Annotated in this window: 13 protein-coding genes; 8 read left to right on the plus strand and 5 right to left on the minus strand. The window is 71.8% G+C overall.

Going from position 1 to position 15,245, the window contains the following annotated elements; all coding sequences use genetic code 11:
* The first annotated feature begins 690 nt into the window (after nt 1–690).
* Both ACIRD8_RS05095 and ACIRD8_RS05100 read left to right on the plus strand, forming a co-directional pair.
* Entirely contained in the window at nt 691–1,905 is a 1,215-nt protein-coding gene (locus ACIRD8_RS05095; RefSeq protein WP_403986224.1) for a cupin domain-containing protein, read from the plus strand.
* 10 nt (nt 1,906–1,915) lie between these two features.
* Nucleotides 1,916–2,833 (plus strand): sucrase ferredoxin, encoded by a 918-nt coding sequence (locus tag ACIRD8_RS05100; protein WP_403986227.1) that lies wholly within the window; start codon nt 1,916–1,918, stop codon nt 2,831–2,833.
* Nucleotides 2,834–2,890: 57 nt separating this feature from the next.
* Here the strand turns inward: ACIRD8_RS05100 and ACIRD8_RS05105 are convergent, their stop codons facing one another.
* Both ACIRD8_RS05105 and ACIRD8_RS05110 read right to left on the minus strand, forming a co-directional pair.
* On the minus strand, nt 2,891–3,802 hold the full coding sequence (locus ACIRD8_RS05105) for an aldo/keto reductase (RefSeq protein WP_403986230.1): 912 nt from the start codon (nt 3,800–3,802) through the stop codon (nt 2,891–2,893).
* Nucleotides 3,803–3,814: 12 nt separating this feature from the next.
* On the minus strand, nt 3,815–4,756 hold the full coding sequence (locus tag ACIRD8_RS05110; RefSeq protein ID WP_403986233.1) for an NAD-dependent epimerase/dehydratase family protein: 942 nt from the start codon (nt 4,754–4,756) through the stop codon (nt 3,815–3,817).
* A 70-nt stretch (nt 4,757–4,826) separates the two neighbouring features.
* Between ACIRD8_RS05110 and ACIRD8_RS05115 the strand changes: the two genes are divergently transcribed.
* Both ACIRD8_RS05115 and ACIRD8_RS05120 read left to right on the plus strand, forming a co-directional pair.
* Nucleotides 4,827–5,735 carry a LysR family transcriptional regulator gene (locus ACIRD8_RS05115; protein WP_403986236.1) on the plus strand — a complete coding sequence of 303 codons (909 nt, stop codon included), beginning with the start codon at nt 4,827–4,829 and terminating at the stop codon, nt 5,733–5,735.
* Nucleotides 5,736–5,822: 87 nt separating this feature from the next.
* Nucleotides 5,823–7,136: a TerD family protein gene (locus tag ACIRD8_RS05120; protein WP_403986239.1), complete on the plus strand. Its 1,314-nt coding sequence runs from the start codon at nt 5,823–5,825 to the stop codon at nt 7,134–7,136.
* Nucleotides 7,137–7,154: 18 nt separating this feature from the next.
* Here the strand turns inward: ACIRD8_RS05120 and ACIRD8_RS05125 are convergent, their stop codons facing one another.
* Nucleotides 7,155–8,336: a glycosyltransferase gene (locus tag ACIRD8_RS05125; protein ID WP_403986242.1), complete on the minus strand. Its 1,182-nt coding sequence runs from the start codon at nt 8,334–8,336 to the stop codon at nt 7,155–7,157.
* 58 nt (nt 8,337–8,394) lie between these two features.
* On the opposite strand from ACIRD8_RS05125, the gene ACIRD8_RS05130 reads away from it, so the two are divergent.
* The 4 genes from ACIRD8_RS05130 to ACIRD8_RS05145 all read left to right on the plus strand — a co-directional run bounded on the left by ACIRD8_RS05130 (nt 8,395) and on the right by ACIRD8_RS05145 (nt 11,992).
* Entirely contained in the window at nt 8,395–9,186 is a 792-nt protein-coding gene (locus ACIRD8_RS05130) for a glutamate racemase (RefSeq protein ID WP_403986245.1), read from the plus strand.
* A gap of 69 nt (nt 9,187–9,255) precedes the next feature.
* Entirely contained in the window at nt 9,256–9,819 is a 564-nt protein-coding gene (locus ACIRD8_RS05135; RefSeq protein ID WP_403986248.1) for a hypothetical protein, read from the plus strand.
* A 60-nt stretch (nt 9,820–9,879) separates the two neighbouring features.
* Entirely contained in the window at nt 9,880–11,502 is a 1,623-nt protein-coding gene (gene lnt, locus ACIRD8_RS05140) for an apolipoprotein N-acyltransferase (protein ID WP_403986251.1), read from the plus strand.
* 10 nt (nt 11,503–11,512) lie between these two features.
* Complete coding sequence (locus ACIRD8_RS05145; protein ID WP_403986254.1) at nt 11,513–11,992, plus strand: NUDIX hydrolase; 480 nt, start codon at nt 11,513–11,515, stop codon at nt 11,990–11,992.
* 51 nt (nt 11,993–12,043) lie between these two features.
* On the opposite strand, the gene ACIRD8_RS05150 is transcribed toward ACIRD8_RS05145, so the two are convergent.
* Together ACIRD8_RS05150 and ACIRD8_RS05155 are read right to left on the minus strand one after the other, a co-directional pair.
* Nucleotides 12,044–13,432: an MFS transporter gene (locus ACIRD8_RS05150; RefSeq protein ID WP_403986257.1), complete on the minus strand. Its 1,389-nt coding sequence runs from the start codon at nt 13,430–13,432 to the stop codon at nt 12,044–12,046.
* 267 nt (nt 13,433–13,699) lie between these two features.
* Nucleotides 13,700–15,118, minus strand: coding sequence for a cytochrome P450 (locus tag ACIRD8_RS05155; RefSeq protein ID WP_403986260.1), 1,419 nt, complete (start codon nt 15,116–15,118; stop codon nt 13,700–13,702).
* Between the last annotated feature and the right edge of the window lie 127 nt (nt 15,119–15,245).

Consider the following 15,245-nt stretch of genomic DNA (forward strand, 5'->3'; position numbering starts at 1 on the left):
CGGCCCCCCCCCCCCCCCCCCCCCCGCGCCCCCCCCCCCCCCCCCCCCCCCCCCCGCCCCCCCCCCCCCCCCACCCCCCCGCCGCCCTAAGCAGGTGTCGCGCGCCGTCATGATGATGACCTCAACTCGCGGGAAAACTCATCGGTCTGCGTGCCTCCGCACCCCATGTGCCACGTATGGCGAGACAGCGGACAGTTCTTGGGTCAGGGGTGACACCGGCTCTCGCGATTCCTGAGCGCATATGCGTCGGCCCGCTGTCCGTGGAGTCATTCTGCCCGAATCGAGGCTTTCGTCCTGTAGCAGTACGCTGCTTATGGGCGGTGCCCGTACAGGGAATCGCCTTTGTCCGATGATCCGGCGTGGATGAAGGAGCCGGGTCCCGGTCCCTCGATTTCCAGGAGGAATGATGGCCAACCCCGAACAGGATCCGAACGGGCAGGAAGGCCCGGCCGACGGTGGTGCGGCCGGTACGCCTGGTGTTCATGACGGTGGTGCTGATGGTGGGGCGGAGGGTCCTGCTGACGGTGGTGCGGCCGGTACGCCTGGTGTTCACGATGGTGGTGCTGATGGTGGGGCGGAGGGTCCCGCCGATGGTGGTGCGGCCGGTACGCCCGGTGTTCACGACGGTGGCGCCGACGGTGGCGCCGACGGCGGGGCGGACGGCGGGGCGGACGAGTCCGGCAGTCGCCGTTGAGCACCTCCCGGACCGAACTCCAGGACCCCGGCCCCACGGAGGGTGCCGGGGTTCCGGAGACCCGTCTGGCCCGTCTGACCCGCCTCAACCAGGAGGAGTTCGCCCGCGACATCTGGGGACGCAGAGCTCTGCTCACCCGCAGCGTCAGCGACTTCTCCGACCTGTTCTCCGCCGACGCCGTCGACGAACTGGTCGCGCGCCGCGGGCTGCGCACCCCCTTCCTCCGCGTCGCCAGGAACGGCTCCACCCTTCCCGAGTCGTCGTACACCTCGTCCGCCGGCGTCGGCGCCACCATCGCCGACCAGCTCGACGACACCGCGCTGTGGCGGGAGTTCGCCGACGGCGCCACGCTCGTCCTGCAGGCGCTGCAGCGCACCTGGGGGCCCGTCGCGGACTTCTGCACCGGACTGAGCAGCGAGCTGGGGCACCCCGCGCAGGCCAACGCCTACGTCACTCCGCCGCAGAACCGCGGATTCGACGACCACTACGACGTCCACGACGTCTTCGTCCTCCAGATCGAGGGCACCAAGCGCTGGCTCGTCCATGAGCCCGTCCACCCCGACCCACTCCGCGACCAGCCCTGGACCGACCGCCGCTCCGCCGTCGCCGAGGCCGCGGGGAGCGAGGCGTACATCGACACCGTGCTGGAGCCGGGCGATGCCCTCTACCTGCCGCGGGGCTGGCTGCACGCCGCCCAGGCGCAGGGAGAGGTGTCGGTCCACCTGACGATCGGGATCCACAACTGGACGCGTTACGCGCTCGCCGAGCAGCTGGCCCGGACCGCGCTCGCGGCGCTGCGCGACGATCCCCGGATGCGCGGAAGCCTGCCCCTGGGCGTGGAATCCCCCGCCGAGGAGATCGACCTCGTCCGTGAACGGCTGGTCACCGCCGTCACCGAGGCCGATTCCGCCCCGTCGTTCCACCGCGCCCGGCGGGGACAGGCGCGCCCGGCTCCGCTGGGACCGCTGGCCCAGCTCGTGGCCGTCGACGGTCTCGCCCCCGGGGTCCCCGTACGGCTCCGTGAGGCGCTCGAAGCACGGCTGGAGGGCTCACGCCTGACCACACGTGTGGGATGGCTCGACTTCCCCGAAACCGATCTGCCGTCGGTGATCCGTCTGCTCGACGGCGACGTGCATACCGCCGGTGATCTGGGCGTCGAGCTCGTCGGGAGACTGCTGCGCGCGGGCGTGCTGGTGCCCGCCGGACAGTGACCTCGCCGCGATGACCGCGGAGGAACGCTTCTTCTGTGCCGACGCGGCCCGGATGCGTGGCGACCCGATGGAAGGAACAGCGCCGCACGGCTCCGTCTGGGTCCTCATCGAGTACCGGGGCGGCTGGCCGGCCAACGGCTTCGACGGCCTCGACCTCGAACCCCGTACCAAAGCAGTCCTGTTCTCCGCCGCCCAGGCCGTACGGGCCCGGATCCTGCTGGTCAGGCGGTACGGACGCCACAAGCCCGAGGGCACACGCCGGTGGGCCGTACTGCGCCACGAGAAGTCCGGCGCCCACCGGCAGCAGTGGGGCACCTGGAGCCGCGACGAGGACCTGGCACAGATCGTCGGGGCCCTCGGCGCCCCTGGGCAACTCGGCCGCCCGCCCGTCGTCCTGGTCTGCGCCCATGGCCGGCACGACACCTGCTGCGCCGTGCGGGGGCGTCCCGTGGGGCGTGCCCTGAGCGACCGCTGGCCGGACCTGGTGTGGGAGTGCACGCACGTCGGCGGTGACAGGTTCGCCGCCAACGTCGCCGTCGCGCCGGACGGCGTCTACTACGGCGGTCTCGACGCCGGATCCTCCGTCGAGGCGGTCGAACAGCACCTGGCCGACCGCATCCACGCCGACCATCTGCGCGGGTACACCGACCTCTTCCCGCCTCAGCAGGTCGCCGTCGCCGCCCTGCTCAGGCGCTTCGGCCCGGCGGGACGCCATGAGTACGCGGTGGCCGAGACCACCCGCGACGGCACCCATTGGCGGATCCGCGTCATTCGCCACCCCCCTCGTCCGGCGGCCTTCGACGTCGAGGTGCGGTCCTACCGCACCACGCCGCATCAGCTGACCTGCCGCGGGCCGGCGATGAGTTCGGCAGTCGTCCACGAGGTCACCTCGATCCGCACGGCCGAGCGGCCGCGGCCGCTCAGCTGAACCTCCGGGGTGCGAGGGATGGTCGTACGCCGGGACCCGGTGGCCGCGTGCCCGGTCTCAGGGTTCGCCGTGTTCCGCCCCTTCGGCGCCCGGCCACGCCTCGTCGAGCCGCTTCAGCTCCGCCTCGGTCAGTTCCAGCTCCGCGGCTCCGGCCGAGTCCTGGATCGATGCCGGACGGCTGGCTCCCGGCACCGGGATCATCAGCGGGGAGCGGGTGAGCAACCAGGCCAGGACGACCTGCTGCGGACTGATTCCGCGTGCGTCGGCCACGTGGTGGAAGGCGGTGCCCGCGGAGGTCGGGGCGGAGCGTCCGTCGAGGGAGCTGCGCCGGATGCCGCCGAGCGGGCTCCAGGGCAGGAAGGCCAGGCCCAGCCGGGTGCTCAGCCGGAGCTCCGGCTCGCTGTCGCGGACCGCGGGGGAGTACTGGTTCTGTACGGAGACCAGGCCGTCACCCAGGATCTCGTGCGCCTCGTGGATCTGACCGGTGGTCACATTGGAGATGCCGGCGGTCCGGATGGTGCCGGCGTCGAGCAGGTCACGCAGCGCGCCGACGGAGTCGGCCCAGGGCACGGCAGGGTCCGGCTTGTGGAGCTGGTAGAGGCCGATGGCCTCGACACCGAGCCGCTCGGCGGACGCCTCGGCGGCCTTCCTGAGGTGGGCGGGGTCCCCGTTGACCGTCCAGCTGCCGTCGCCGGGCCGGCCACGGCCGCCCTTGGTGGCGACCAGGACGTCCGAGGTGTCGCTGCCGTAGCGCCGGAGGGCCCGGGCGATGAGGTGCTCGTTGTGGCCGGTCTCGTCCGCGTGCCAGTGGTAGCTGTCGGCGGTGTCGATCAGGGTGACCCCGGCGTCGAGGGCCGCGTGGATGGTGGCGACCGCCCGTTCCTCGTCCGGGCGTTGCTCGATGGACAGCGGCATGGCGCCCAGTCCGACGGCGCTGAAGGTGGTGTCCTTGACGGTGCGGTACAGCATCGGGTGTGTCCCTCAGGAGGTGTGGGTGGCGGATGCGTCGAAGGCTTCGGCCGCCGCGTCGGGCAGCCAGTCGGCGGTGCGGGAGAAGGCGAAACCCAGTTCCTTCGCACGGGCGTTGCTCATGGCGTAATGGCGGTCGAAGGAGAACGGTCCTGCCGCCTCGCCTGCGGCGACGGTCCGGTACACGGGCTCCCGGCCGGTCCTGGAGGCGATGAGACGACTCAGGTCGCGTACGTCGAGCAGACCGTCGGAGCAGGCGTTGACCGGGCCGGTGAAGTCGGAGGCGGTGCTCGCCCACAGCAGCAGGTCCGCCATCTCCTCGTGGTGGATGAAGACCGTGGGCAGCTCCTCGGCGTACACATCGACCGTCCCGCCCCGGGAGACGCGCTCGACGTAGTGCGCCAGACGGCCGGTGAACTCCTGTGTCCCGCCGCCGAGTACATGGGCGCTGCGCACGGTGACGAAGCCGAATCCACCGGACCGGGTGAGGACGGCCTCCGCCTGTCGTTTGCCCTCGGCGTAGTGGGCGTCCTGGTACGCGGCGTCGTGCCAGGGCAGATCCAGGCGCACCCGCCAGACGGCCGGGTCGACGAGGTCCTCCGTCACCGGTGTGCCGGCGGGGACGGCCGGGAGCGCGGCGGTGGCCGGGTCGTAGACCTCGATCGTGGACGTCATGACGTACCGCCGGGTGCGGTCGCGGAAGACGCGGGCGGCGACGGCGGCCTGCACGGGGGTGTAGCAGATCTGGTCGACGACCACGTCGAAGGTACGGGTGCCGAGCGCGGCGGTCAGCGCCGCCTCGTCGTCGCGGTCGACGACGAGGTGTTCGACGCCGGCGGGTGGGCGGGTGGAACCCCGGTTGATCACAGTGACCTCGTGGCCGGCCTCCGCCAGCCGCTGGACGAGAAGTTTTCCGAAGTAGCGGCCGCCGCCGATGACGCAGATCTTTCGCATGGCTCCATCGTGGTCGCCTATCGTCATCAGCAGAAGTGCCGTCCTACTGGAAACGCGTTAAGGAATACTGTTGATCGATGTTCAGCGGCTTCGCATCCTGCGGGCGGTGGCGGAGCACGGGAGCTTCAACCAGGCGGCTTCGGCCCTCCACCTCACGCCCTCGGCCGTGTCCCAGCACATGGCCGTCCTGGAACGCAGCCTCGGGGCGCAGGTGGTCGCCCGCAGCACCCGGGGCGTCACGCTGACCAGGGCCGGCCAGATCATGGTCGGGGCCGCCGAGTCCGTCGCCGCCGAGCTGGAACACGCGAAACAGCAGGTCGACCGGCTCAGCACGGGCCGCACCCAGCTCACCGTCGCCACGTTCACCAGCGGCGGCCGCGTCCTCCTGCCCGGCGCCCTCGCCCAGCTCACCGCGGCCCATCCCGACACGGTGCTCCACGTCAGGGAGGGCGAGCCCGAGGAGTGCCTGCCGCTGGTCCGGCAGGGCGCGGTGGACCTGGCGCTCGCCTATCACTTCGACGGTCCGCTGCCCGGCCGGTCGGGTACGGGCTCCAGCCTGCGGTGGACGCCGCTCATGGAGGACCCCCTGCACGTCGTCCTGCCCGACCGGCACCCGCTCGCCGGCCGCGCGGCCATCGAACTCGACGAGCTGGCGGGTGAACCCTGGGTGCTCGGGTGCCTCAAGACCGAGGCGTACCTGCGCCGTTACGCGCAACGCGCCGGCTTCGACCCGGACGTGCGGGGGACGACGACCGACTACTTCTTCGCCGGCTCCCTCGTCGCCGCCGGGCTGGGAGTCTCACTCATCCCCTCCATCGCACTCGTCCCGAGGGTGCCGGGCGTCCACATCGTCCCGATAGAGGCACCGGCTCCCGCGCGTCACCTCGGTGTCGCCGTGCTCGGCCACCGCCGTGAACTCCAGGTGACGACGCTGATCGAGGCACTCCGGGAGCAGGCCGCGTCACTCGGCGCATCGTGACCCGGCAGCCGCCGTGTCGAGAATGTGGGCTTCCCCGCGGACCGGGGATTAGGTTGGCGGGACACTCTCCGGGCAGCCGGACTCGTGATGGGGGCGAGCATGACCATGCAAAAGGGAACCAACGTCGCAGTGCCGGCTCAGGCCGTACGGGTCGAACTGGGCTGGAACACCTCTCCCGGCACACCCGACGTCGATGCCTCGGCGCTCCTCCTCGTGTCGGGAAAGGTGCGCAGCGACGCGGACTTCGTCTTCTACAACCAGCCGGCGCACGGCTCCGGCGCCGTGCGCCACGAGGGCAAGCGGACGGCCGGGGGAGCCGTCACGGACAGCCTCTCCGTCGACTTCGGGCGGATGGAGCCGGCGATCGACCGGGTCGTGGTCGCCGCCTCCGCGGACGGCGGCACCTTCGGACGGGTGAGCGGCCTCTACGTGCGGATCGTGGACGCGGCGAACGGCTCCGAGATCGCGCGCTTCGACAGCGCTGACGCGAGCGTCGAGACCGCGTTCATCCTCGGTGAGCTCTATCTGCGCCAGGGCGCCTGGAAGTTCAGGGCCGTCGGACAGGGGTACGACACCGGACTCGCGGGCCTCGCCACGGACTTCGGCATCTCCGTCGACGAGCCGCAGCAGGCCCCGCCGTCCCGGCAGCCGCAGCAGGCCCCGCCACCCCGCCAGCCGCAGCGGGCTCCCCAGCCCCCCGCGCCCCCGGCCGCGCCTCAGGCCGCCCCCGCTCCGCCGCCCGCGCCCCCCGTCGTGCAGGCCGTGCGGCTGACCAAGGTCACGCTGACCAAGGAAGCCCCTTCGGTGTCGCTGTCGAAACAGGGCGGCACGTCCGGAGCGCTGCGCGTCAACCTCAACTGGGAGGTGCGCAAGCAGTTCAAGGGCTGGGGCGCGAAACTCGGCAGGGCCGTCGCCATGCACGCGGACCTGGACCTCGATCTCTGCGCCCTGTACGAACTCACCGACGGCAGCAAGGGGGTCGTGCAGGCGCTGGGGAACGCCTTCGGCTCCCTCCGGCAGCCGCCGTACATCCACCTCGACGGGGACGACCGTACCGGCGCCGTCTCGACCGGCGAGAACCTCACGGTCAACCTCGACCACAAGAACCGGCTGCGCCGTGTCCTGATCTTCGTCACGATCTACGAAGGCGCCCGGAGCTTCGCCGATCTGCACGCCACGGTCACCCTCCAGCCTCAGAACGGCGCGGCGATCGACTTCTCCCTGGACGAATGCACCGTGCCGTCCACGGTGTGCGCGCTCGCGCTGATCACCAGCGACGGGAACGACCTCACCGTGCAGCGCGAGGCCCGCTACCTCGTCCCCCAGCGCGGGGTGAGCCCTCAGCGGACCATCGACGCCGCCTACGGGTGGGGCATGAACTGGACCCCCGGGCGCAAGTGACCCGCACGGGCCCAGGGCTCAGGGTTCCGGTGCGGCCTCGGGACGGGCGTACGTACGCCCCTTCCAGGCCGCACCGAGCCCCCGATAGTGCTGCACCGCGGAACCCACCGTCATCAGGAGGTAGAGGACCGCGGTGAAGGGCAGCAGCGGGGCCAGCCACAGCGACTGCCGGTAGTACCCGAGCATGGGCATGTACGTGCCCGCCATCACCGCCCAGGCCGTCCCGCCCGCCGCAGCGGCCACCGCATCGCCGGTCAGCAGCCCGGTGACCAGCGTGACGGGCGGCGCGACATAGACCAGGCCGAGACCGAGGACCGTCCCGGCCAGCAGCCACGGGTTGTGCCGCAGCTGGGCGTACGCGCTCCGCGCGACCATGTGCCACAGGTCCGCCAGCCGTGGATAGGGCCGCACGCTGTCCACCCGGTCGGCGAGCCCCAGCCAGATGCGGCCGCCGCTGCGACGCACCGCGCGCGCCAGCGACACGTCGTCGATCACCGCCGAACGGATCGCGTCCGGGATCCCCGCACGCTCGACCGCTCCGGCCCGCAGCAGTACACAGCCGCCCGCCGCCGCGGCGGTCCGCGACCTCTCGCCGTTCACCCGGCGGAACGGGTAGAGCTGCCCGAAGAAGTAGACGAAGGCCGGCACGACCAGTCGCTCCCAGGTGCTGGCCACCCGCAGCCTGGCCATCTGCGAGACCAGGTCGAACCCGCCCGCACCCTCGCTCCCGGCGGCGGCGACGAGCTCCCGCAGGCTGTCCGGCTCATGAGCGATGTCGGCGTCCGTCAGGAGCAGGAATTCCGGCTTCCGCTGCCGCGCCGACGCCATGCCGTGCCGTAGCGCCCAGAGCTTGCCCGTCCACCCCGGTTCCGGCTCGCCGGGTGTCACCACCGTCAGCGGCAGCCCTCCGTACCGCCCGGACAGCGCTCGGGCCAGCTCGCCCGTGCCGTCGCCGCTGCAGTCGTCGACCAGGAAGATCTCCGCGTCGCCCGGGTAGTCCTGGGCCAGCAGCGACGGCAGGCTCACCGGCAGGACCTCGGCCTCGTCCCTCGCGGGGACGACCACGGCCACCGAGGGCCAGCGCGCGGGGTCCCTGCGCGACGGCAGCCGTTGGTCGGTCCGCCAGAAGAAGCCCTGACCCAGCAACAGCCACAGCCATACGGTCAGTGAACCCACGGCGGTCCAGGCAACGGCGCTCATCCGTCGAAGTGTGCCCCACTCCGGCGGTGGCGCAAGGGCCGTCGACTATGGTGACCGGGTGAAGATCGCACTCATGGACTCGGGAATCGGCCTGCTCGCGGCAGCGGCCGCGGTACGCAGGCTACGGCCCGACGCCGATCTGGTGCTGTCCTCGGATCCCGGATCGATGCCCTGGGGTCCCCGTACACCCGAGGACGTGACCCAGCGCGCGCTCGCCGTGGCCCGCGCGGCGGCGGCCCACCGGCCGGACGCCCTGATCGTCGCGTGCAACACCGCCTCCGTCCACGCCCTGCCCGCCCTGCGCGCCGAGCTGGAGCCCGGGCTGCCGGTCATCGGCACGGTGCCCGCGATCAAGCCGGCCGCCGCGGGCGGCGGCCCCTTCGCGATCTGGGCCACCCCGGCGACCACCGGGAGCCCCTACCAGCGTGGGCTGATCAACGACTTCGCCCGTTCCGTCGACGTGACCGAGGTGCCCTGCCCGGGTCTCGCCGACGCGGTGGAGCACGCCGACGAGGAGGCGATCGACCGCGCGGTCGCCGCTGCCGCCGCCCTCACACCGGCCGGTGTGACGGACGTCGTCCTGGGCTGCACCCACTACGAGCTGGTGGCCGAACGCATCCGTACCGCCGTCGAGGCCGGCCGGTCCGGCCGTGCGCCCCTGGTGCTCCACGGCTCCGCCGACGCGGTGGCCGCCCAGGCACTGCGCCGTGTCGGGGCGGCGCCCGCTCCGTCGGCCGAACCCGTCGGCACTCTCACCGTCCTCCTCGGCGGACACACCGCTGACCTGCCCGAACGCGCGCTGGTCTACGCCGAGGGCCGACTCCTCAAGGCCGTCACCTCCGCCATCTGACCGCACCCGGTGCCCCGCCGCGGCCGCCACCACCTCCTCGCGGCGCGGAACCTGGGTACGCTGCTTGGCATGACGGACCACCCCGGTAACACGTGGCACGGTTCGAGCCAGGCCCCGAGCACGGTCTGGACGGGACGGGCCACCAATCGCTTCCAGTGGCTGCTCGCGGCCGTGGGCGCCGCGTGTCTGGCGCTCGGTATCGAGCTGGCGGTCGACTCGGCCTGGGGCGGCGGATTCGCCCCGCTGCTCATGTCCGTCATCGGCTGTGTCGCCGCGGGACTCCTGATCCTCTTCGGGACCCTCGCCTTCGTCCACGTGGCCGTCAAGGTCGACGGCGACGCCCTCGAGGTGCGCTGCGGTCACGCCGGGCTGCCCAGGCGCCGGATCCTCCTCACCCATGTGGTGGGCGCGGACTTCGCACCCACCGTCACTCCGCGCCAGTGGGGCGGCTGGGGCTACCGCTGGCGCCCCGACCAGGGCACGGCCGTGGTCGTGCGGCGCGGGGAGGCGCTGGTGCTCCGGCTCGGGGACGGCATGACCTTCACCGTCACCGTCGACGACGCGGAGGCCGCCGTACGCTTCATCCGCGACCGCCTGCACCTCCCGGCCACGGGGAAGACCCCGGGGCACTGAACCCACTGCGCCCCCGGAGCGGCTGCGGCTCCCACAGCGGCTCACCGTAGACTCCGGCAGGTGAGCGCCACCATCACCACCGTCGAACCGCAGCCCGCCCCCGCGCCCCGCAGCCGAAAGCTGTGGCCGCGGCTCGTCCGCCCGGCCGCAGCCGTGCTGTCCGGCGCGCTGCTCTACGCGAGCTTCCCGCCCCGGCCCCTGTGGTGGCTGGTGCTGCCGGGCTTCGCCCTGCTGGGCTGGGTCCTGACCGCACGGCGGGCGCGCGCGGCACTGGGCCTCGGCCTCCTCGCGGGCCTCGGCTTCATGCTGCCGCTGCTGCACTGGACGGGGGAGGAGGTCGGCCCCGTTCCCTGGCTCGCGCTGGCGCTCGCCGAAGCCCTGTTCATCGCCGTCGGCTGCATCGGCATCTCCGCCGTCTCCCGGCTCCCGTACTGGCCCGTCTGGGCGGCGGCCGTGTGGACCCTGGACGAGGCGCTGCGCGCCCGCGTCCCCTTCGGCGGCTTCCCCTGGGGCAAGATCGCCTTCGGGCAGGCCGACAGCGCGTTCCTGCCGCTCGCGGCACTGGGCGGCACCCCGCTGCTCACGTTCGCCGTCGTGCTGTGCGGCTTCGGGCTCCTGGAGGCCGTCCGGCAGGTCCGCCGCTACCGCACCACCGGCGCCGTGCCCCGCTCCGCCGTCGTCGCCGCGGCCGTCGCCGTGGCCGCCCCGGTCGTCGCGGCACTGGCGGCCCTCCCGCTCGTGGACGACTCACCCGAGGACGGCACCGCCACGGTCGCCGCGATCCAGGGCAACGTGCCGCGGCTGGGGCTCGACTTCAACTCCCAGCGCCGGGCCGTCCTGGACAACCACGCGAAGCGGACGGAACAGCTCGCCGAGGACGTGAAGGCCGGGAAGGTGCCCCAGCCCGACTTCGTCCTGTGGCCGGAGAACTCCTCCGACCTCGACCCGTACCGCAACGCCGACGCCCGTGACGTCATCGACCGGGCCGTGCGGGCCATCGGCGCCCCCACCGTCATCGGAGCCGTCCTCACCCCCGACACCGGGCCTCTCCGCAACACGCTGATCCAGTGGGACCCGGAGAGCGGCCCCGTGGGCACCTACGACAAGCGGCACATCCAGCCGTTCGGCGAGTACATGCCCATGCGGTCCGTCGCACGGATCTTCAGCAAGGACGTCGACCGGGTCCAGCGTGACTTCGGCCCCGGCAGCAAGGTCGGGGTGTTCGACCTCGCGGGCACGAAGGTCGGGCTCGTGACCTGTTACGAGGCCGCGTTCGACGACGCCGTACGCGACACCGTCAAGGACGGCGGGCAGCTCATCGCCGTACCGAGCAACAACGCGACCTTCGGGCGCAGCGAGATGACCTACCAGCAGCTGGCGATGAGCCAGGTGCGGGCGGTCGAGCACGGGCGGTCCGTCGTCGTGCCCGTCACCAGCGGCGTCAGCGCGGTGATCCGGCCGGACGGCACGATCGTGGAGAAGACGAAGATGTTCACCCCGGACGCCTTGGTCGACGAGGTGCCGCTGCGGTCCTCGCTCACTCCCGCCACCCGGCTCGGGGCCCTGCCCGAAGGCGTCCTGGCGCTGCTCGCCGTGGCCGGTCTGGGCTGGGCGACGGCCCGGTCGGTGCGCGCGAGGAAGGACCGGGCGGCCGGTCCTTCGAGCGCTCCGGCCGCCCCGTAGGCTCGGCCCCATGGGTACTCCAGACTTCATCCGCGACATCCGGGCCACCGCGGGCCACCAGCTGCTTCTCCTGCCGGGGGTCACCGCGGTCGTCTTCGACGACGAGGGCCGGGTGCTGCTCGGCCGGCGCTCGGACACCGGCAAGTGGTCGGTCATCGGCGGGATCGGGGAGCCCGGCGAAGAGCCCGCGGTGACGGCTGAGCGCGAGGTGTACGAGGAGACGGCGGTGCACTGCGTCGCGGAGCGGGTCGTGCTCACCCAGGCGCTGAAGCCGGTGCAGTACGCCAACGGTGACCGTTGTCAGTATGTCGACATCACCTTCCGCTGCCGGGCCACCGGCGGCGAGGCGCGGGTGAACGACGACGAGTCCCTGGAAGTCGCGTGGTTCGACGTCGACGGGCTGCCGCCGCTGAGCGAGTTCTCGCTGTTCCGGATCAAGCAGTCCCTCACGGACGGCCCCACCTGGTTCGAACGGACCCCCCGGGCCTGACGGGCCCGGCTCCCCGGCGGACGGTGGAGACGGGCCCTCGGCATGGTCGGTTCAGATGCTACGGGCGTCGGCGGGCAGTGTCGCGGAGTCCGCGGCCTGTCGGCCGGTGTCCGGCTCCACGTCCGTGAGGTCCCGGCTCCGGGTCTCCTTCGCGCAGATGATCGCCAGTACCGTGACGAGCGCGGCGGCGATGACGTACAGCGAGATCGGTGTCGAGCTGCCGAAGTCGGCGAGCAGCGCGGTGGCGATGAGCGGCGCCGGAGCGCCCGCGGCGACGGACGAGAACTGGGCGCCGATCGAGGCACCCGAGTACCGCATCCGCGTCGCGAACATCTCCGCGAAGAAGGCCGCCTGCGGCGCGTACATGGCGCCGTGGAAGATCAGCCCGACCGTGACGGCGAGCAACAGGCCCCCGAAGCTCCTGCTGTCGATCAGTGCGAAGAACGGGAACATCCACAGAGCCACGCCGATGGCGCCGATCATGTAGACCGGCCTGCGCCCCACCCGGTCGGAGAGTGCTCCCCACAGCGGGATCACGGCGAAGTGCACGGCGGAGGCGATGAGCACGGCGTTGAGCGCCGTCTGCTTGCTGAGGTCCGCGGAGGTCGTCGCGTACACGAGGATGAACGCGGTGATCACGTAGTAGCTGATGTTCTCGGCCATCCGCGCACCCATGGCGATCAGCACATCGCGCCAGTGGTGCCGCAGAACGGCGACCAGGGGCATCTTCTCGGCGGGACCGTCCGCCGCCTTGCGCTCCGCGGCCTGGGCCAGGGCTGCCTTGAAGACAGGCGATTCATCGACAGAGAGACGAATCCACAGGCCCAGGATCACGAGCACGCCGGAGAGCAGGAAGGGAATCCGCCAGCCCCATGCCTCGAACGAGGACTCGGACATGAGTGCGGTGAGAGCGGAGAGCACCGCGGTCGCGAGCAACTGCCCGGCCGGCGCCCCCGTCTGGGGCCACGACGCCCAGAACCCACGCCGTTTCGCATCGCCGTGCTCCGACACGAGCAGCACGGCTCCACCCCACTCGCCACCGAGGGCGAACCCCTGGACCAGGCGGAGGACGGTGAGCAGGACGGGCGCGGCGGAACCGATGGTGGCGTGCGTCGGAAGGAGCCCGATGGCGAAGGTCGCACCGCCCATCATCAGCAGGCTCAGCACCAGCAGCTTCTTGCGCCCGAGCCGGTCACCGTAGTGCCCGAACACCAGGGCCCCGATCGGGCGTGCGGCGAAGCCCACGGCGTAGGTGACGAAGGAGAGCAGGGTGCCGACGAGCGGGTCGGAGTCGGGGAAGAACAGCTTGTTGAAGACCAGCGCGGCAGCGGAGCCGTAGAGGAAGAAGTCGTACCACTCCACCGTGGTCCCGACGAGGCTCGCGGCGACGATGCGGCGGAGGTTGGACGGCGGTGGGGGAGCGGTTGCTGGGGCGGCCATGGATACCACTTCCGGACAGTTGGCGGGGACGTTTCCGTGTCGCCATACCGTAGGAAGGGGCAGGTCAGGGGCGTATGTGGCGGGACACCATAGTTCGGGTGGGCGGTGTGCGTGCGAACGCCACGGCAAGGCGTCACGGGCCTCCTGCCGCCCTGCGCGGTGACCGGGGGAGCGGTCCCCGGAAGCGCCGGCAGCACTTCCGGGGACGCCACCAACTGAATTACGGGCTGTTCACCGCGTCACCTCCGCCGGCTGCGCGGACGGACATCAGTGGACCCGTGCCTCGGCCCGGCGGTGGAACGTCAGCGTCATCGCGTCCGGTTTGACGGTGACCACGGCCTGGGGCTTCGGAGGGCGGGAGGCGAGTTCCAGCCGGGGCCAACTCTGCAGAACCGTCGCCAGGATGATCTGGAGCTCGCTCCACGCGAAGTTCTCCCCGATGCACTTGCGCCGGCCGTCGCCGAAGGCGAGGAAGGACCCGCGAGCGAGAGGGGCGCGCTCCGCCGTCCAGCGCTCGGGGTCGAAGACCTCGGGGTCGGGGAAGTACGCCGGGTCGTGCTGATGGAGGTAAGGGCTCCACACGACGTCGGCGCCCTGCGGGATGAGGTGCCCGCCGAGATCGAAGTCCCGCGTGGCGGTTCTGGTCACCATCCACGCCGGGCCGTATTTCCGGATGCTTTCCTGCAGGACGCGGCGGGCGTAGGGAAGACGGTCGAGGTCCTCGTCGGTGAGGGGCCGGCCGGCGCACACGGAGGCCAGCTCGGCGCGCAGCTGCTTCTCGATCGCCGGGTTCCGGGTGATCTCGTAGAGGGTCCAGGCGAGGGTGGTGCCGGTGGTTTCGATGGCGCCGGTGAGGAGCGTGATCGCCTCGTCCTGCAACTGCTGGTGCGTGAGCGGATGCTCGGCGGTGAGGAGGGTGTCGAAGAGGCCGGTCCGCTTCCGCTCCGCGACGGCGTGAGGGCAGCCCGCACTCCGGTCCACCCCGCTCGCGTGGTCCGGAGTCGGCGCGGCGGCCGCACGGTGGCTGATGGCCTGGTCGATGAGCACCCGGAGCCGCTCGACTCGTTCGGTGTGTGCCCGGTTGGCGGGCAGGGGCAGCCGCGCCACCCAGGAGGGCAGGACGGTCTGACGGATGGTCCCCTTCATGATCTCGGGCATCAGGGCGGTGAATTCGCTCTGCAGGTGGCCGGGCAGATCGGTACCGAACAGGGCGATCAGGAACGCCGCCAGCGTGATGTCGTTCATATCGGCGTACACGTCGCGTGGGCGGCCTTCGGGCCAGGCGGTGACCATGGCCCGTACCTGGTCGATCATGGCGGGGCCGCGGGTCGCTATGTGCGCTTTGTTGAACATCGGCTGCATCAGACGCCGGTTGCGCAGGTGGGTGTCACCGTCGGCGACGGTTGCCAGACCGTCGCCGAAGAAGACGCGCAACGCGTCGATGATCTTCCCGCCCTTGGCGAAGTGGGCCGCGTCCGTCACCAGTACACGGCGGGTCAGCGCCGGGTCGGTGACCACATAGGCGGGCGTGGGGCCGATGCGTATGCGTACGACGCTGCCGTGTTCGCGGAGCGAGGTGATGAACGGAAGGGGATCGCGGGCGAGTCGGTGGGCGTGCCCGATGAGAGGGAAGCTGCCGGGTGCGGTCGGCGTGGGGGCCGACGATGCGATGGTGGGGGTGTGCACGGCGTCATCTGCTCCTGACGTGGGGGTTCGGGTGCGGCCCATGCATGCCCAAGATCACCCCGGTGGATGCCGCCGGATTCCGATCGTTGCGTCACAGCCGGGCGGTGTGGTAGTGCGACTGGTCCTG

Source organism: Streptomyces sp. NPDC102451 (assembly GCF_044765485.1).
GTDB lineage: Bacteria > Actinomycetota > Actinomycetes > Streptomycetales > Streptomycetaceae > Streptomyces.